Genomic DNA, 18,711 nt, shown 5'->3' on the forward strand with positions numbered 1-18,711 from the left:
CGTTTTTTTGTTTGAACTATTTTCAGCACGGAGTGCTGTCAGGATCAGCGCAGCTTATCCTGCTTCGTGATGGTTATAAGGAGAACCCTATACTAATTTTCTAGCTCGCTTGAGCGTTTTTTTGTTTGAACTATTTTCAGCACGGAGTGCTGTCAGGATCAGCGCAGCTTATCCTGCTTCGTGATGGTTATAAGGAGAACCCTATACTAATTTTCTAGCTCGCTTGAGCGTTTTTTTGTTTGAACTATTTTCAGCACGGAGTGCTGTCAGGATCAGCGCAGCTAATCCTGTAGAGTCCTAAATAAGGTTGATTGTTTGAAAGGAAATTTCGGTTGTACTAAGTGTTTTTTGGGTAAGCCTAGGGCTGTTATAAAAATGGATTGTAAATCCGCGCTATCGGGTTTTTATTTCTTAATGGTGATGCCTCCAGTCATTTCTAAGTCGGTTGGTTTTTCAAAATAATCTTCCATAAATTCAAAATTTTCTTTAGTTACTTCAAATTCGAAAGTCCCGCCTTTTTCAGCATTTCTTTTCATTACCCGCTTTAGCCGTGTTTCTTTTGGTATGTCTAAAAAGTGAGTTGTTAATTTGTAGTTATTCAATTTGGCAAACTTTCTGAATTTTTCACGGTGTTCAAATTTTGAAAGACCTAAATCGAGAATTGAATCAGTATTTGCGTTTTCTAACTGTATAACCAGATCTAATATCATTTTTTCTGCGCGCTCTATTCTCTCAAGGAACCACTCTAAACCGTCAGTGGGTTTTTTGTCGGCAAGGAATAAAGTATTGTTCCATTTATCAATGGAAAAAATAATTCCGTTTGTAGACTTTCTCAATTCGTTTGCGTAAGTTGTTTTTCCTGAGCCTGTATTTCCTACTATAAGGTGAATCATTTTATTTGTTTTAAATAGTGGTTACCTTAGGTAAATTGTATATTGAGAATTAAGTACCCTTTGTGATATAATTACTTTATATATGAAGCAAATTGAAATCAAATTAATGATTTATTGAAATTAGTGTGCGATTAATTCTGTTATTTAGTACAAATAACTGCTTTCATATTACAAATTACATCCAACGCAGGCCGGTTGCACTAAAAAAATTCTGGCCGTATAATCTAAGACTTTTCAAATCAGGTTTTGTTACAATTGTTTTTAACCTTCACCACAGGAAATGAAGATTTGAAAGCGGCTATTATTTTGACGTTTTCATTCCAAATAGTGGCATGAGTATTTTCACTCTTTTTATAAAAAATTCATAGATCATGAAACTACCAAGGAAGGTACCAATCACTACTATCACAAATTTCAACCACGTAGGTAGTTCCAATGGAAATAGGAGCAGGGAGGTGAGGTATATAACCACCATATGAATGATATAAATCGGATAGGCAGCCCTACTTAAATATCGCAATAGTGAAGTGTTTTTGTTCAAATATTTATGGGTAAGGCAAAGACCGAAAAAATCCAAAAATTAGATTCTATAACGAGTAACAGGTGCTGCACTTGCATTTGTGCCACAAAAAGACGGTTACCATATAAGGCAACAGCAATAATCAGGAACAACCACTTCCATTGAAGTAGCATGTTCCAAAATGCATGCCCTGCAAGCATAAAACAAAATCCAAAAAAGAAAGCAATCAAACCCAAAAAGAATCCGTGCCAGGTCATCGCATACATTTCATAAATAGCAGGCTTTACCAAAATAATCTCAATCATAAAAATGCAAACCACCATAAGCAGTCCCAACGGCTTACTGAAGAGGCGTTTCAACACTTTCACGATTTTAGCCTGCGCATTTAATTTGAAATAATAGAAAATTGGAAGCAGCAAGAGTACATACATAAATAGGTTTGCAAGAAACCATAGATGTCCAGCATTGGGCAGGTAGTGGATATCTCTCGAATAATAATACTGGTTTAGAAAGAGGTGTAACGGTACTATACAAATAAAGCCAAATAAAAAGGGTATTAAAATTCTTTTGGTTCTTTCGGTAAGCAGTTGTTTCCAGTTTCTGTTTTGGAGGGCAAAATAAACGCCCATCCCAGATACAAAAAACAAAATAGGGATTCTCCATACATTGAGCATTGCCATTACCGGCCATAATGCCGTTAAGGATTCTCCATTGGTAATGAAACCAATCATAAACCCCCAAGGTTGAAAGCCAATGGCTGTGTGATAAATTAGCAGTAAACCAATGGCAATTACCCTTAAGGCATCAATGTCGTGCCTTCTTGAAGTCTCGGTCATTTCAAAAACTATTTTAAAAGGGAAGCTACTTCAGGCCGAGTCTTCTCAATATATCCCAAATCCAATTTAAGACCCATGGGCTCCAGCATGGCACTTAGGCCTTTATACACATCTTTAGCCTCGGTAAAGGCGCCAGCAACAGTTTCATAAGGGGTCTGACCATACGCATTCTTAATCGTTCTGTTTGCGCCCTTGTCTAATAGAAGTTTGACAATTTCAGGTCTACAGAAAAATGCCGCAATGTGTAGAGCTGTTGAGCCGTCATTGTTTTGAATACTTAAATCAGCATTGGCATTAATTAGCATAGTTGCCATTTCTGTTTTATTAAAAACAATTGCTGTCATTAAAGGGGAAGAACCATTCATCGGTTCCTTCTCTTTAAGGTCTTTTCCGAATTCAATATGTTGTTTTAGAGTCTCCATATTATTGGTAATAATTGCTGTGTGAATAGCTACTTTCGGTGCTTTGCCTTCTGTTGATTTAGCATCGTTTTGTCCGTTACAAGAGGTAGCTAAAAAGCAGGTGGCTACTATTAAAATGTAGGTTAGTTTGATTTTGAATTGATTTTTCATGTTGACTATTATTTGATAATTATTAGTATTTTCTTAATTATTCGCAGAAGGCATCAAATAATCACAGTTAGTTAACAACTATGTTTTTGACCAAATGTCATAGGGTCGCCTTTATGAGTGTTACTGTCTAACTTTATTGATTTTTTAGGGTAGTTATAGGTCTTCCTTGAATTCCAGAATATCCCCGGGCTGACATTCCAATGCTGTGCAGATTGCTTCCAGTGTGCTGAATCGCATCGCTTTGGCCTTGCCGGTTTTTAATATGGAAAGATTGGATAAAGTAATGTCCACTTTTTCAGAGAGTTCATTGAGCGACATTTTTCGTTTCGCCATCATGACGTCCAGGTTTACAATTATTGCCATAACTTAAATAGTAAATTCGTTTTCGTTTTGAATATCTACTCCTTTTTTGAAAATAGTTGCAATAATATAAATTACAGCTCCCATTAAAATAAAGGCTTGACTATCGGCCCAAAATTGGTTTAAGCCATCGGTGACAAAACCGTGATGCATTAGGTTTTTAGTCATCTGTTTAGCAATATAGCTGAACAGTCCAATGGTAATAGTGAAATAGCTAATTTGCAAAATTTGGTTAGAAACAAAAGTGTTGAAAGGTTTTGTTAGATCCATTTTGTGCATAAGTCTGATAACTATATAGAATAGAAAAGCTTTTAAAATTGAAATGGATAGAATAAAGCTATAGATTCCGAAAAATGCCATTTTGCTGTCTTCATACATTTCAGATAAGTCTAGTTTTTGATAAAGATTTTGAATAGATTCAGGTTTAAAAAGACTGAAAAAGAAATTTACAATCAAACCTCCAGCTTCAATGCACAAGCCGATAAAGATGATCCAGGCCACAATATGTAAGCCTCTAAATACGAAGTTATTTGTTTTTGTCATGACGTATAAATTTTAAGGATTATAAATTATTAGGAAAAATGGGTGTTATATGGTTAGTTTGTTCAACGATTCAATTGCAATGCCTCTTTTAAATACTTGTGCAATGGTCAAAACAATGGCCGCCGTTAATAAAAATTCTGCACCACCATTTGTGTATTCCCACAAATTAGTTAAAACGATTCCTTTATGCGTGAGCCATTGGTTAAATGCTGAACTAAGGATAGAAACGACTCCTATATTTAAAGCTACAAAACCAATGCTTACAATTAATTTTTTGACTTCGGTGGTAAAAGGCGATAAGACCTTGGCGATCGTGAAAATTTTGACAATCCAATAAAATAGATAAGCCTTGAGTCCCCAATTGATTATGATTAAAAAAACCATACTCATATAATGCCATTTATCATAGGCCATTAACTGCGACAAGTCCAAGCCTGAATAAAGGACTTCTGCTGCAATCGGATTTATAAAAAGACTAAAAGATAGGGTAAAAATTAAAGTGCCAGCTTTAATACAAAGGCCTAAAAAAAGTATCCAGGAAACTATATTTAGGGTTTTTAAAATAAGGTTTGGTTGTGATGACATAGGTAGTATAATTATTATTCTACAATGCAAATATTAGAAAATATTTATTGAAAAACAATAAAAAACTATTAATAAACAAAAAATAATTACCCTTTAACGGTTAATACGGTCAGAATCATTAAAATAAGTAGCACATTTATTTTAAAGGATTAAAGTTTTAACTTATTAATGATGAAGGGTTGTCGGTTGTCTGTTGTCTGTTGTCTGTTGTCAGTCCTAAATAAGGTTGGCCCTTTTGAAGTTGGTGAATGATTAATTATTTTTATGGTTTATTATAAAAAATAGATTATGCCGCCAACCAACATCCACCTCACCAAAAAGCTAGAAAAGCTGGTAAAAAAATTAGTTTCGAAGGAACCAGAAGGCAGTGATACTTTACTGGGTAATTGGAACGCTACCGTATTTTACGTCGATCGAAAAAAATGCTGGTTAATCACCAACGCCGTCACTAAGTACAATGTGGTGCTTACCGATATCAAGGCTTCCGATTTAAAAAACATAGAACACCTATTTAAAAATGCTTTTTACGGTCAGTTGGTTTATGACGGAATCATTACAGATTTCGAAACCATTAATGCGGCTATTGGGTCACTACAATTCCTACCAACCAATAATGATCGCAGTACCTTGGGATTCCAAAACCACAGCTTAGAAGCCTTAGATTGGTGGAAATACCAATACGGTGGTTTAGACAATATGGCCATTAAGGAATTAACACATCGACTTAACACCAGTCCGTTTCGCAATGGTGGCCGTCGCGCTATGAATAAATCTACGACGCCTATTAAGGAAATGAAAGTGTTGTTGTTAGGGTGATTTATTTCGAATGTAATTTTAAAATTATAATTTCGATTCAATTAAAAGTAAATAGATATTAAGTTATTTATTTTTATATGTTTAGACTGCTAGTGATTAGAAATGTAAGCTTTTAATTAGCCAATTTGAACTGATCTACAAATACAATCTTCATCTTCTCGAAAAGGAATTTTAAAAAATATAAATTGTTTAAATTTAAATTTTAACATTAGTTAAATAAAGTTTATATATTTACGCAGCCCGTTTAGAATTAATAGCAAATAAATTCGTCAATCATTAATAAATAATGGGGACTTAGGTTCCCACAAATGAAATTTTGCTATTCATGAAATCCAATCTGAAACTCCTTGCGGTTATCAGTCTTATAGTACTTGTAGCTTTTACTGCCTTCAGTTTAAACATTAAACTTATAATTGAAGATATTGGGTTAACAGCTGTAAATAAAAGTGACTATAAAATTTTGGCACCCAATGCCAGTATATCTGGAACTACCCAAGTATGCCGAAACGAAACACCCCTTCCTCAAATAACCTTTACAGGTTCAGCTGGTGATGCGCCTTATACATTTACTTATACTATTAATGGCGGCGCACCTCAAACTGTAACCACTGCAGGAAATAATAATTCAGTTACAGTAAATGCACCAACAGGTACAGCAGGCACTTTCACGTATGCCTTGGTAAGTGTTGAAGATAGCAATGGTGATGAAGATAATGCTTCGGGAACGGCAGTGGTTACTGTCGGTAGTCCGCCAACGGTTGACTTTACTTTTAATAATGCAAGTGCCTGTTCGGGCACGCCTATTACATTTACACCGGTGGTTACTGGCAATGGACCTTTCCAATATCAGTGGAATTTTGGCGATGGTGGGTCGTCAACACAATTATCACCAACGCGCAGTTATAACGCCACTGGATGTGGGTTTACAAATTTTACCGCCAGACTTACGGTAACCGACAGTAATGGTTGTGTGGTTGAAGCTTCAAAAGTTATTAATGTTGAACAAAGACCCAATATGGAATTTGTGGATTTAGATGCCCAGTTTACAGAACCCTTTGATAATTGTGGCAATAATACAACCGACCCAGAGTACACCGTAAACGTTGGAAATGTATCACCCTCAGATTCTTGTATTGTATCTTATGACATCAATTGGGGTGATGGGAGTTCGGAAACAGATATTACCTTTCCCCTAAGTCATACCTATTTGAGTTTAGGATCCTTTAATATGACTATTACTGGCTATGGCGATTCAGGCTGTGTGAGTACCGAAACAATTCTCGTTAAAAACTCATCCAATCCCGTAGGAGCGATTGAAATTCCAGGTAATACCGTGAATCTTTGTCTGCCTGTTAATTCCATAAATTTTTCCATTGGTTCTTGGGGACAAAACCCTCCAGACACTTTCTATACGGTTAATTATGGCGATGGGACAGTACTTACTTTTACCCAAGACGATTTAGAAAGTTCTGCGTTTTATAACGCGGCCAATCCTGCCGCTTCGCAAAATTTTCCTATTCCTCATACCTACACCGATTCTAATTGCCCTGATGTGAATTATACAGTTATTTTAAACGTCACAACCTCATGCGGTGAGTCGATTTTAACTGCAGGACCTATCATTATTCTTAAAAGACCTGAAGTCGATTTTGCAGTCGATCCTAATTCTTGTGTAAACACCGAAGTTCAATTTACCAATACATCCACCGATGGTTTCAACCAAAACTGTAATACGAATGCCGCATTTTTTTGGGATTTTGGTGATGGAAACACATCAACCTTAGAAAACCCAACGCACATTTATACAAGTCCAGGAATTTACACAGTGTCTCTTTATGCTGAAAATTTTTGTGGTGAAACCGACCCAATAAGCAAAACTATTTGTATAGAACCCGAAATAATTGCAGATTTTTCTATAAATACTGATGAAGGTTGTTCGCCTTTTGGCCTAACTGTTAACAATACCACAGATGTATCTAATTTATGTGGAGCCGAAACATTTGAATGGTCTGTTGAATATAACTCAGACTACTGTGGCACCACCCCCGAAACCTGGAGTTTTACCAATGGTACCGATGAAAATTCATTCGAACCTCAATTTCTGTTTGAAACAGCTGGCATCTATACTATTATGCTTACTGCGACCAATTCTTGTGGTAGCACCACCACACAATCAGAGGTTAACGTTACTCAGCCGCCAATTGCTGGTATAGTGCCTATTGATGACGCCTGTGGTCCTGTTAATGTTTCACCTGTAGCTAATGTGCAAGGATGTATACCTTTAGGCTCTGCCATATCCTATAGTTGGTCTTTTCCAGGTGGCACACCAGCAACTTCTAACCAATTGAGTCCTGGAACCATAAATTATGCAGCTCAAGGAGATTATGAAATTATCCTTACAGTGACCAACGACTGCGGCACTGTGACGACCACACAAAATTTTAGTATTAATGCTTTACCGACCATTACCAATACCAATACTACCCAAACCATATGCTCTGGTCTCAGCACAGAAGCCATTTTAATGACCGCTAACGAACCACTTACCACATTTACTTGGACTGCCAATGCGCCCCCAAATATTTCTGGTTTTATCGCCACAGGTACAGGCGACACCATTCCTGCACAAACTTTAATTAATACGGGAAATACAGTTCAAACCCTTATTTACACGGTGTTGCCCGAAATTGACGGCTGCATTGGGGATCCTGTTAACTTTGAGATAGAAGTGGAGCCAGCACCGTTTATAGACAACCAACCTCAAGGAGATGCCGTTTGCTTAAATGGTGCTATTGCCGATTTGTTGGTCGGTTTTGATGGTTTAGGAACACCAACTTACCAATGGTATCAAAATACAGTTGATAACACTACTTCAGGAACTTTAATTGCAGCTGCTACATCAGCAGCTTATACGCCTGCTACCGATGTAGTCGGTGAGATTTACTATTATGTAGTATTGAATTTTGGTTCAGGTGGATGCAACGAATTGGTGTCCAATACCGCATTGGTAGCAGTAACGCCGGCAGCGCAAATAGATGTACAACCCTTAAATTCCCAATCCATTTGTGTTGATGGCATAGCCAATGAACTGTTTGTGAATGTTTCTAACGGCGCAGGAACACCAAATTACCAATGGTTTAGCAATACCACCAATAGTAATACAGGTGGAACGTTAATTCCAGGAGCAACCACATCAAATTATACGCCACCCTCATTTTTATCAGCAGGTACTTTTTATTATTATGTTGAGATTAACTATGCAGCCAGTGGTTGTACACCTTTAAGCAGTGAAGTGTCAGAAATTGTGGTCGTTGAAGATCCCGAACTAACACTACAACCAATACCATTGCAAGAATTATGTCAAAATACCGCCGCAGAAACCTTAGAGGTCGCTGTTTCTGGTGGACTCGGTAATGTGAGTTATCAGTGGTACATCAATGCGGCTAACAACAATACTACTGGAACGGCCATAGCGGGTGAAACTGCCAACAGTTTTATCCCTACGACCGCCACGGTCGGCACGTTTTATTACTATGTGGTGGTCTCTCAGGACGTCTCAGGCTGTGAGGTAACGAGCGATCCTGCTGAAGTAGTTATTAGTGCCGGTGCGCAGTTCTCCTCACAACCACAGTCTCAAATTATATGCCTTGGTGACACACTCGCAGACCTACAGGTTTCTTTTCAAAATGGGACTGGGACACCCGATTACCAATGGTATGTGAATAGTGTTAATAGTAATAGTGGAGGCACGCTTATTCCAGGAGCTACAGCGGCCACTTTTTCACCACCAGCCAATACTGTTGGAACGTCTTTTTATTATGCTGTTCTTACCTTTAATTCAGGTGGTTGTTCTGAAATTATTTCTGAGGTTGCCGAAATAACCATCAATAATACGCCCAATATCAGTAATACCGACTTGTTAATTTGTAGTGGTAACGACTTTAGTTACGTTCCAGACGAAAGTGCAGGGGATGTGGTACCTGAAAATGTCCTTTACAGTTGGGATATGCCAACGATATCACCAGTTGGAAGTATCACGGGTGGATCAGCCGAGCTAACGCCCATTTCAGAAATCACACAAACACTTACCAACACGACCTTAGCACCTGCAACAGTTGTTTATACTATAACACCCATTTCTGGAGACTGCGAAGGCAATCCATTTACTGTAACGGTCACGGTGAATCCATCCATAAGTGTGGATTTGGTACAACAAAATAATACCTGTTTTGAATCGGATAATGCATCCCTTCAGATTTCAATTTCTGGCGGCGTACCATTCACAACAGGTGCAGCATATTTCATAAATTGGGCTGGTCCTAATGGATTTATTAGCAGCGACGAATCGATTTCTAACTTAGAAGCAGGTACCTATACACTCACTATTGAAGATGATGGTGGTTGTCCGTATTCAGAAAACCTTGTCATTACAGAGCCTGAAATATTGGAATTTGAAACCATTAACTTTAACCCTGATTCCATATCTTGTTTTGAAGCTAATGACGGCGCTATTGCAATTACCGTATCTGGCGGAACTCAGCCTTACACCTATACTTGGACTCGAAATGGTCAACCTTTTTCAACCGACGCCAGTATTGCTAATTTAGAGCCTGGAACTTACGTAATTACAGTTACTGACGCCAACAACTGCGGACCCATCACAGAAACCTTCAACTTGGTAGAACCGCCCTTGTTGACTTTGACATTGGGCAATGTAAATGAAGTTTTGTGTTTTGGCGATGCAACAGGTGCCATTGACATCACAGCGGCTGGCGGACGACCAGACTATACTTATAACTGGATAGGACCTAACGGATTCAGCAGTGCCGATCAAAATATTAATAGTCTGGAAGCAGGCAGTTACACGGTAACGGTCACCGATACCTCAGGTTGTGAGGAAGTGCTTCTGGTGGACTTGACTCAAAATGAACCGATAAGCATTGACGTTTCCGCTACTGAAATTGCCTGCTATGGTGATAATGATGCCAGTATAACTATTAATGCCATCGCAGGTGGTGTGGCACCTTATGCCATTGCATGGAGTAATTTTGGTACTGGTTTTACCCAAACCAATTTGGGGCCTGGAACTTATGTGATTACTATTACAGATGCCGAAAATTGCAGTAGAGATTTTCCTGTAATTATTGAAGAACCACCTTTGTTTGTCATCAATCCAGAGGTAACACAAATATCCTGTGCTGGTGAAAACGATGCCAGTATTGTACTTAATTTTGAAGGCGGTGTTGACTCTATTGATGTCACTTGGAGCGACGACCCAAATGCTGGTCTTGACAGATTTAATTTAGCACCAGGCACTTATAGCGTAATCATCTCCGATGCACAACCCTGTAATATTGCAGCTAGTTTTACGATTTTTGATGTGCTACCATTACAAGCTTCAGCGCAAGTTACCGATGCTTTAGATTGCGACGAGCCAAGTAGTGGTGCTATCAACCTTTTAATTCAGGGAGGCACACCGCCATATCAGGTGGTATGGTCTAATGGCGCCACCACTGAAGACCTTTTGAATATTCCACCGAATACTTACACTGCTCAAATTACAGATGCCAATGGATGTACTTTGCAACAGAACTGGGAAGTCATTCGTTTTGAACCTTTGATTTTAACAGTCGATACCCAAAGTGAGGTTGATTGCGAAGCGAAAACCGTTGCACAAACATTTATAGCCCAAGCAAGCGGTGGTCAACCACCATTTACCTATAACTGGTCGAGCGGTACTGTAACAGGTTCCAACAATCAACAAATGACCACCGACCTAAACGGTTTGGTAACAGTTGAAGTCGTAGACGGCTTGGGCTGTAGTACCACTTTTAGTTTAAATGTCGCAACCCCAGAATTAGGAGATCCTGATTTTGAAGTAACCGCATTCGGATTTACAAATTTCGGCGTCTTCTCCATACAAGATCCCATTCAGTTTACAAATACGGCCACGGGTGATTATATTAGTGTGTTATGGAACTTCGGTGACGGAAGTTTTTCTTCCGAAGAAAATCCAATTCATACTTATGCCCAAGTTGGAAATTATGTGGTAACACAAACGGTAACCTATCCTTTTGGTTGTGTTTATACCAATGTAGTAACCCTAATTATTGAACCAGGATACAAACTAGAAATCCCCGATGCCTTTACACCTAATACAGACGGTATAAACGACTTTTTTGCACCAATTCATCGTGGACTTCAAAATTTAGAACTCAATATTTATGATACTTGGGGCAGCTTGATATACTCTGAATCTGGCGATAGCATTCAAGGTTGGGATGGCAATTTAAGAAACGGAGAAGCCGAAAACGGCAATTATCAATACACATTTTCAGCTAAAACATTCTATGGCGATACTATTAATAAAAGCGGTGCTTTTGTCATTATTAAATAATAATACGAGATGAGCATACGCCTTAGCATTATACTATGTCTTTTTTATACGTGTCGCCTGCTTGCACAAGACCCTATATTCACCCAGTCAAATTTTATTCAGGAAACCCTGAACCCGGGATTTTCTGGATTTGAAGATAATGGTCGTACGCATTTAGGCATCTTACACCGCACACAATGGCCTAATCTCAATCTTAAAATCAATACCCAATACGCTTTTTGGAACAAATCAGTCGATTTTGGTCCTGGTGACGGATTTGGTTTTGGATTTAGTTTATTGCGTCACCACGAGTCGTTTACCAATTATGGACATCACCAACTTAATGCCAATTATGCCCACCGCGTTAATTTAAGAGGTGGGTGGTTTTTTCGCCCAGGTGTAGAAGTAGGTGTGGGCACTAAAAATTTCCAGTTCCGCAATCTGACCTTGGCCGATCAAATCAATATAAATACTGGTGTTATTGCGCCAAATACAGTAGACCCCTTAGCCCTTAATAACGATGACGTCTGGTTTTTAGATATTGGGGCAGGTGTGGTATTTGAAAGAACAGAGATGAACGGTATTACCTATTGGTTTGGCGCTTCGGTTAAACACCTAAACCGTCCAAATATTTCCTTTGTACAAGGCGAAAACTTACCACTCAACATGCTATTTGCCGCACATGGCAACTTCAGATTCCCGTTTTTAAATGACTACAGCATCATGATGACTTCTAGCTTTTTACAACAAGGCGACTACAACCGTCTAGACTTAGGAGCCTTGTTTCAGGTCAATCAGTTTTTAATAGGCGTAACAGCGGCAACCAACCCCGCAGGAAACACGGGAAGTAGCCATCTCTTAACTTCAATTAACGGCTTTATTGGATTAGAATATACCGATTTTAGGTTTGGTTTATCATACGATGCCAATACTACTGGAATTGGGAGAACCAATGGTGTGTATGAAGTATCTGTAACTTATTTGTCGCGTTGTAGAAGCTGTAATACAGATCGGGGGAGAAAGCGATGAATTCTAAATTTCCTTTTCAGATTTGAGCTTAATTGTCAATGAACCCCGCTTAATCCAACTGCTGCCACCATTGTAGGAGACGTAAAGGCCTTTTGAGGTATTGGCAATAATTAAGGATGGTATAATTATAACTTCAATAACCAACTTTTTTTTATGGTCAATAAATCCTGATTTAAGCAGCGCCACTGTATGAATAGCACAACCAAAGCCTAATTTTTTTCTTCCTTTTACGGAATCCCGTAAAAATAATTTCTATAATTTTCATAGGTTTGCCTTTAGAAGAATATCCTTATATTTAATCGAAAATAAAAATTCAAATTGTTTAAATATAAATATTAAGTTGACTGCCCTAAATCACTTTAATTGAATGCATAACATCACAAGAATCATTGTCTTTGTTTGTCTTATGGGCTTGACCAACTGTCAAGAGCCTATTGCTTATACAGCTACCAACCCAAACTTAAAACGCACACATACCAGCAGCCAGAAAGCCCAAAAGTATGTAGATGGCAAAGTCATTAAAATAGCCGATGGCGATACCTTCACCATGATTTTCGATAATGGCTTTGAGGTAAGAGTGCGACTCAACGGCATTGACAGCCCTGAGAAGAAGCAAGCCTTTTCTAACAAGGCCAAACAAGCACTGTCGGCAATGATTTTTAAAAAGGAAGTTAGGGTTTACTATAAGAGCAAAGACAAATACGGACGGGTTTTGGGCGATGTTTTTATTGACAGTCTAAACGTTAATCACGAAATGGTCAAACAAGGCATGGCATGGCACTTCACACGCTATTCCGACGATAAAACCCTGGCAACCTTAGAACAAGAAGCGAGAAAAAACAGGGTAGGGTTGTGGGTAGATCCAAATCCTGTGGCGCCTTGGGAGTTTCGATTAAAATAACAGGATTTATGGATATTTTAAAAGTTGTAGCGGATTGTTTATTGTTCTTATTGCATTACTAAAATTAAATAATCCAAGTCACACGAAATGGGTAGGAGCGTGTGTCAAATTGAAAAATAAAAAACAACTTTTTTTACCATTTTACGAAAACCCGGAAAAACACCTCACACCATTCCCCTATTTTTGTAACCACCACAAGCCCAATAACACACCTTACTTTTTTAAGCGTTTGATTGTTAGGTTTTTTTTTGGGATTTGTTATATTTGAGGAAATTAACCAATAACATCATCATAAGCGGGATAATGATATCAAAGGTGATGAAAATACAATTTGGCATTCATTAAAGAAAGACAAATATGAAGATCATATTATTACTACTAATATTTTTTCTCACTCTTTTTGCCACAGCGCAAGAATCATTTTATGACCATGTAAATTTTGGAAAGTTCCAAAGTAATTATAGTAACACGGTAATTTATGATTCAGAAATACAATACAATCAATTTGGCTATTCAGGAGATGCTCCACTTTTTGTTCAAGTATGGTTTCCAACTCTGTTCAAGGAAAGAAATAAGTTTCTAAAATACGGTGATTTTGTCTTAAATAATATCCCATCAAATCTGACCCAAGTATATAAAGAGTTACAAAAGCAAATGGATCAAATAGCGATTCGAGACGGTGTTGCACATAATATTGAAACTAATGAACCTATAACGTATGCAGCAAATACAACGGCCGAAATACTTGAGCGATTAAAACAAATTGAAACAAGAAGTGTCAGTACTTCACTTCCACCGAAACTAGATTATCCGCTCATTGTTTATCATCATGGTTCACAAGGACTTTCAAACGAAAATTCAATAATGGCTGAGTATTTTGCTTCACTGGGATACATTTTTATCAGTGCTAACTTTCATCTTCCCTATGAAAACACGACATACGGATTATTGCCGTATGAGCTTGAAAAGGAAAATAAACACAATCAGAGTACTGCGAAAGCGCTAATAAATTTTGCCAAATCTTTAAGCCCACAAAATCAGGTATTTTACATGGGTCATAGTTGGGGAGCACAAGAAGGATGGTGTTTCCTAAATGATCCAACATGGGTAAGCGGTTTTGTATCTATGGAGACAACAATTGAATATAAAACAGATACACTGAAAATTAAGGAATTGTGGCCTTATGTTTATGACGCAATAAAAACAAAGAAAAATGTGTTTGCTATACCCATATTGACTTTCGCAGCTTATGATGAAGCATTATCCTTTGAGTTTTTTGAAGAAGTGAACTCTGAAGAGACAATTTATGCGTCCTATCAGAAACCTTTTACACATAATAGCTATACTTCAATGTATCTGATGCGCTACTTTCTTAGCAAAGGAATCAATCAACCTGATTCTGAATTGCTACTCACTCAAATAGAAGGATATATTGCTCATCTAAAATTGATATCTGCATTTACTGAATCGATATTAAATGATGAAAAATTTGACCTTACAAGCCATACTAACGCTTTCAAAATAAAACGAACGCCAACAATAAAGAAACGGCATTAAAACGACCGTTTATTCAAACCCTTATAGGCTATGTTGCGTCATTGTAAACAGAAAGTCCGTAAATGAAAGAAATCCTCATTAAACATATAAAAAACTTCATTCCTGTTTCGACTGAATTGACAGAACGGTTGCATGAAATTTCAACAACAAAAACTGTTGTAAAAGGAAGTTTTATACACAAGCCAAATAGGATTTGTGAAAGTACCTTCTTCATAAAATCAGGACTATTAAGGATTTTCTACAAAAAAGATGATAAAGAAATTACCGAAAATTTTTCGGCAGAAAACGAATGGATTACTTCCATTTATAGTTTCATGAAAAATGTGCCTGACAACTGCTACATAGAAGCATTAGAAAATTCAGAGCTAATTGTTATAAATATGTTGCAGCTCGAAAAATGTTTTGAAGATTTTCCCGAAATGGAACGATTTGGCAGAATTTTGATTTCTAACTATTTTATTCAACAATCTGAAAGGATAATTTCTATGCAGTTTCATTCAGCTAGAGAAAAATATGAATTTTTTTGTAAGACTTCAAAAGGCAAACTGCAGAGAGTTCCACTTGGGATGTTGGCTTCTTATTTAGGGTTTACACAAGAAACATTAAGTAGAATAAGAGCTGAGAAGTCCACTTTTTGATCTACATCAAATTGACTAATTATATTGTTTGCTAATTTTGAATTTTTTAATTAACTAAATTAAAAAATGAGTAATAAGTCTTATGCAATCGTTGGTTTTTTAGCTCCAACAATATTTTGGTTAACATACTTTGTAATGACTAATCAAAGAACTGAATATAGTTTTTTGACCAAAGCAATTAGCGAATTAGGCGCTACAGATGCACCAAATAAATGGACTTGGAATGTTTTCGGGTATATCATACCAGGTATTTTGATTTCAATATTTTCCATTGGGCTTTACAAAAATATAAAAGTGGAAAGTTCAAACAAGTTGGCCTTAATAGGTGTTTTTATGAGTGGTATTTTTATGGCTATTTCGGGAGTTTTTCCGGGTGATTACGATAATAAAAATTCAATAACAATGCTGCTTCATACTATTGGTAGTTTTGGGAGTTACATTTTCTTTTTGATAGCTGCATTTTCTTATCCAAATCAAATGAAAAAATCTGCATATTGGACGACAGCAATTAAACCAACACTTATTTTTACTTGGCTTACAATTTTATTTGGAAGTTGGGTTTTTATCTTTCCAAATTTTCCGGCAGTAGGACAAAGAATTGTTTTTATGTTTTACTTTTTATGGATAATTTTTACAAGCTATAAATTATACTTTTCAACAACCAAAGAGAATTGAATTAAAACATAAAATAAAGAACGCACAACATCAGTTTAGCAAAATGGCGGGATCAGTGCTAAAATGAAAGCTCAGTTTTCAAATGAACATTAGCGCTAAATTGAAATTAAGCGCCTCTAAATCCGCCACTGCGCCAAGCGCCAAAACATTATCCGCAAGAATAAAAAACCAATCATCGAAATTCAAAATGATATGAATTATCAAAAAATAAGAGTTATAATTATCTTCATTATTCTACTACCCAATTCTTTAGTCTATGCACAAGAAACATATAAAGATATTTTAGGAAGAACCTATACGCCTGCTAACCAGGAGTAATTGGAATCTTAATTGCATTGCAGATTAATAATTGGAATGAAGTCCTAAAAAGCAAGCTTAAATCTCAAGTTTATGTAACTAAAATAATTAATGATCTTATCAACATCAAACATCTGTCAGTACAAGTGCACAACATGTTTTGATAAAGTGATTATTGTGATGCGTATAATGCTTTAGTTATAATAATGATTGTACTCGTTTTAAAACCTAAACAAGTGAATAAACAATCTTTAACCGCTTCAATTATTTTTTTTTGTATCTTCCTTATGTTTTAGTTGGATATTATTATGGTTTGTGACCTTAATTTTACTCAATATTAAATAACTTAACCAATAAATCTTACCATATGAAATCATCAACGTTTATTTTACAAGTAAGCTTATTTGTCTTTTGTGTTATTCTATTACCGTCCTGTAAGAGTGACGACGATAACAACACTCCCTCTAACAGTTTTACCGATGCCCGAGATGGCAATGTTTACCAAACCGTTACCATCGGAGACCAAGTTTGGATGGCCGAGAATTTGCGTTTTTTGCCCGATGTTGTTGGACTCGTTGCGGTATCTTCCACAATACCTTATTATTATGTTTATGGATATAACGGCACTGATGTTAGTGCAGCTAAAGCAACAGCGAACTATAATACTTATGGTGTTTTATATAACTGGCCAGCTGCTATGGGTGGTTCTATAAGTAGTGCCTCAAATCCGAGTGGTGTTTCTGGCGTTTGTCCAGCTGGATGGCATTTGCCAAGTGATGCTGAGTGGATTGAACTAGTTAATTTTTTGGGTGACGTAAATTTGGCTGGTGGCAAGCTCAAATCTCAAACCTTATGGGTAAATCCAAATACAGGTGCTTCAAATGAAAGTGGGTTCTCGGGCTTTCCAGGTGGATTTAAGAGCCTAGGAGGACCCTTTCTTAATCTTGGTCAGAATGGCTATTGGTGGAGTTCAACAGAAGGCGGTGAAAATTTTTCATGGTACCGTTCCTTGGAATACGACAGCCCTGCGGCTCCTCGCTTAACTATCAATAAAGGAAGTGGCTTTTGTATGCGTTGTGTTAAAGATTAATCAAAATACCTGTATTGAGAAATTAGTTCAGTAAGGAAGTTATGGTGTTGGAATGTTTAAAGTGATCAACAAAATAACACCAAATACTTACCAATACAAGTGCACAATTTGTTTTTGTGAAGTGATTATTGAGATGCGTATGAGGCTTTACATATAATAATTATGGTACTCGTTTAGATACTAAAAAACTGAATAAGTACTATTTAACAGCTTCAATTATTTTTTTATTTCTTCATTAGGTTTTAGTTGGATATTATGATGGTTAGTGGTGGGTGGACACTGAATCGCTCAAAAATCCTGCACTACACTTATACTTGAACGTGAGCTGCAAGAATAAAAAACCAATCATCTAAATTTAAAATCATTGTTGTCTTATAAAAATAATTTAATAAACTTATCTTCAATATATGTAGTCCCTACGGGACATTTTGGTACATTGCACTTACTTTTTATTCTACCCATATTTAGTCCTTAACAGAACTGTCCCGTAGGGACTATAGGTTGGTGGAATAGATGTTATGTTATAGATAAAAGCCACATCGAGCCTGTCCCGAAGAATTAGGGAGACGAAATATTTCTTATCGGACAATGATCATCCAAGATATAAATATTCAACTCCATTTACTACTTTTATAAATGTTAAAATTAATTCCCTCGTGCCAACTACCAGCATCCATCTCACCAAAAAGCTAGAAAAGCTAGTAAAAAAATTAATTTCAAAGGAACCAGAAGGCAGTGATGCTTTACTGGGTAATTGGAACGCAACCGTATTTTACGTCGACCGAAAAAAATGCTGGTTAATCACCAACGCCGACACGAAGTATAATGTGGTGCTTACCGATATAAAAGCTTCAGATTTAAAAAGAATAGAACACCTATTTAAAAATGCGTTTTACGGTCAGTTGGTTTATGATGGAATCATTATAGATTTCGAAACCATTAATGCGGCTATTGGCTCCTTGCAATTCTTACCAACCAATAATGACCGCAGCACCTTGGGATTCCAAAACCATAGCTTAGAAG

15 protein-coding genes and 1 pseudogene are annotated in these 18,711 nt (G+C 37.0%); 10 read left to right on the forward strand and 6 right to left on the reverse strand.

Going from position 1 to position 18,711, the window contains the following annotated elements:
- Positions 1-404: 404 nt before the first annotated feature.
- The 6 genes and pseudogenes from V7Z48_RS11960 to V7Z48_RS11985 all read right to left on the reverse strand — a co-directional run bounded on the left by V7Z48_RS11960 (position 405) and on the right by V7Z48_RS11985 (position 4,309).
- Positions 405-893, reverse strand: a complete 489-nt coding sequence (locus V7Z48_RS11960; protein WP_334113756.1) for an AAA family ATPase — start codon at positions 891-893, stop codon at positions 405-407.
- A gap of 301 nt (positions 894-1,194) precedes the next feature.
- Positions 1,195-2,249 (reverse strand): annotated as a pseudogene (locus V7Z48_RS11965) (acyltransferase family protein).
- Positions 2,250-2,257: 8 nt separating this feature from the next.
- Complete coding sequence (locus V7Z48_RS11970; RefSeq protein WP_334113758.1) at positions 2,258-2,821, reverse strand: ankyrin repeat domain-containing protein; 564 nt, start codon at positions 2,819-2,821, stop codon at positions 2,258-2,260.
- A gap of 153 nt (positions 2,822-2,974) precedes the next feature.
- Positions 2,975-3,184: a helix-turn-helix domain-containing protein gene (locus V7Z48_RS11975; RefSeq protein ID WP_334113760.1), complete on the reverse strand. Its 210-nt coding sequence runs from the start codon at positions 3,182-3,184 to the stop codon at positions 2,975-2,977.
- A 3-nt stretch (positions 3,185-3,187) separates the two neighbouring features.
- On the reverse strand, positions 3,188-3,724 hold the full coding sequence (locus tag V7Z48_RS11980) for a DUF2975 domain-containing protein (RefSeq protein ID WP_334113762.1): 537 nt from the start codon (positions 3,722-3,724) through the stop codon (positions 3,188-3,190).
- A 45-nt stretch (positions 3,725-3,769) separates the two neighbouring features.
- The gene (locus V7Z48_RS11985) at positions 3,770-4,309 is read right to left on the reverse strand and encodes a hypothetical protein (protein ID WP_334113763.1); all 540 of its coding nucleotides are present in this window, start codon (positions 4,307-4,309) and stop codon (positions 3,770-3,772) included.
- Between the two features lie 288 nt (positions 4,310-4,597).
- Between V7Z48_RS11985 and V7Z48_RS11990 the strand changes: the two genes are divergently transcribed.
- The 10 genes from V7Z48_RS11990 to V7Z48_RS12030 form a co-directional block, all read left to right on the forward strand.
- On the forward strand, positions 4,598-5,125 hold the full coding sequence (locus V7Z48_RS11990; protein WP_334113764.1) for a DUF6933 domain-containing protein: 528 nt from the start codon (positions 4,598-4,600) through the stop codon (positions 5,123-5,125).
- A 325-nt stretch (positions 5,126-5,450) separates the two neighbouring features.
- Positions 5,451-11,522 carry a PKD domain-containing protein gene (locus V7Z48_RS11995; RefSeq protein WP_334113766.1) on the forward strand — a complete coding sequence of 2,024 codons (6,072 nt, stop codon included), beginning with the start codon at positions 5,451-5,453 and terminating at the stop codon, positions 11,520-11,522.
- A 9-nt stretch (positions 11,523-11,531) separates the two neighbouring features.
- Positions 11,532-12,530 (forward strand): PorP/SprF family type IX secretion system membrane protein, encoded by a 999-nt coding sequence (locus tag V7Z48_RS12000; RefSeq protein ID WP_334113767.1) that lies wholly within the window; start codon positions 11,532-11,534, stop codon positions 12,528-12,530.
- A gap of 367 nt (positions 12,531-12,897) precedes the next feature.
- Positions 12,898-13,431 carry a thermonuclease family protein gene (locus V7Z48_RS12005; protein WP_334113768.1) on the forward strand — a complete coding sequence of 178 codons (534 nt, stop codon included), beginning with the start codon at positions 12,898-12,900 and terminating at the stop codon, positions 13,429-13,431.
- A 357-nt stretch (positions 13,432-13,788) separates the two neighbouring features.
- Positions 13,789-14,988, forward strand: a complete 1,200-nt coding sequence (locus V7Z48_RS12010; protein WP_334113769.1) for an alpha/beta hydrolase — start codon at positions 13,789-13,791, stop codon at positions 14,986-14,988.
- A gap of 62 nt (positions 14,989-15,050) precedes the next feature.
- Positions 15,051-15,626 carry a Crp/Fnr family transcriptional regulator gene (locus V7Z48_RS12015; protein WP_334113770.1) on the forward strand — a complete coding sequence of 192 codons (576 nt, stop codon included), beginning with the start codon at positions 15,051-15,053 and terminating at the stop codon, positions 15,624-15,626.
- Between the two features lie 66 nt (positions 15,627-15,692).
- A complete protein-coding gene (locus V7Z48_RS12020) occupies positions 15,693-16,301 on the forward strand; it encodes a DUF998 domain-containing protein (protein WP_334113772.1) in 609 nt (202 codons plus the stop codon).
- A 323-nt stretch (positions 16,302-16,624) separates the two neighbouring features.
- Positions 16,625-16,762 carry a hypothetical protein gene (locus V7Z48_RS13575; protein WP_428850375.1) on the forward strand — a complete coding sequence of 46 codons (138 nt, stop codon included), beginning with the start codon at positions 16,625-16,627 and terminating at the stop codon, positions 16,760-16,762.
- Positions 16,763-16,965: 203 nt separating this feature from the next.
- Positions 16,966-17,688 carry an FISUMP domain-containing protein gene (locus V7Z48_RS12025; protein WP_334113774.1) on the forward strand — a complete coding sequence of 241 codons (723 nt, stop codon included), beginning with the start codon at positions 16,966-16,968 and terminating at the stop codon, positions 17,686-17,688.
- A gap of 656 nt (positions 17,689-18,344) precedes the next feature.
- Positions 18,345-18,711: DUF6933 domain-containing protein (locus V7Z48_RS12030; RefSeq protein ID WP_334113776.1), on the forward strand; the 367-nt coding region annotated here is incomplete at its 3' end.

This window comes from Paucihalobacter sp., from assembly GCF_036825875.1.
Classification (GTDB): domain Bacteria; phylum Bacteroidota; class Bacteroidia; order Flavobacteriales; family Flavobacteriaceae; genus Paucihalobacter.

Excerpts from the sequence above, each read along its gene's own strand:
- V7Z48_RS11985 (WP_334113763.1), bottom strand. The coding sequence starts at position 4,309 with ATGTCATCACAACCAAACCTTATTTTAAAAACCCTAAATATAGTTTCC.
- V7Z48_RS12015 (WP_334113770.1), top strand. The coding sequence starts at position 15,051 with ATGAAAGAAATCCTCATTAAACATATAAAAAACTTCATTCCTGTTTCG.
- V7Z48_RS11975 (WP_334113760.1), bottom strand. The coding sequence starts at position 3,184 with ATGGCAATAATTGTAAACCTGGACGTCATGATGGCGAAACGAAAAATG.
- V7Z48_RS12010 (WP_334113769.1), top strand. The coding sequence starts at position 13,789 with ATGAAGATCATATTATTACTACTAATATTTTTTCTCACTCTTTTTGCC.
- V7Z48_RS11995 (WP_334113766.1), top strand. The coding sequence starts at position 5,451 with ATGAAATCCAATCTGAAACTCCTTGCGGTTATCAGTCTTATAGTACTT.
- V7Z48_RS12020 (WP_334113772.1), top strand. The coding sequence starts at position 15,693 with ATGAGTAATAAGTCTTATGCAATCGTTGGTTTTTTAGCTCCAACAATA.
- V7Z48_RS12000 (WP_334113767.1), top strand. The coding sequence starts at position 11,532 with ATGAGCATACGCCTTAGCATTATACTATGTCTTTTTTATACGTGTCGC.
- V7Z48_RS11990 (WP_334113764.1), top strand. The coding sequence starts at position 4,598 with ATGCCGCCAACCAACATCCACCTCACCAAAAAGCTAGAAAAGCTGGTA.
- V7Z48_RS12025 (WP_334113774.1), top strand. The coding sequence starts at position 16,966 with ATGAAATCATCAACGTTTATTTTACAAGTAAGCTTATTTGTCTTTTGT.
- V7Z48_RS12005 (WP_334113768.1), top strand. The coding sequence starts at position 12,898 with ATGCATAACATCACAAGAATCATTGTCTTTGTTTGTCTTATGGGCTTG.
- V7Z48_RS11980 (WP_334113762.1), bottom strand. The coding sequence starts at position 3,724 with ATGACAAAAACAAATAACTTCGTATTTAGAGGCTTACATATTGTGGCC.
- V7Z48_RS11970 (WP_334113758.1), bottom strand. The coding sequence starts at position 2,821 with ATGAAAAATCAATTCAAAATCAAACTAACCTACATTTTAATAGTAGCC.
- V7Z48_RS11960 (WP_334113756.1), bottom strand. The coding sequence starts at position 893 with ATGATTCACCTTATAGTAGGAAATACAGGCTCAGGAAAAACAACTTAC.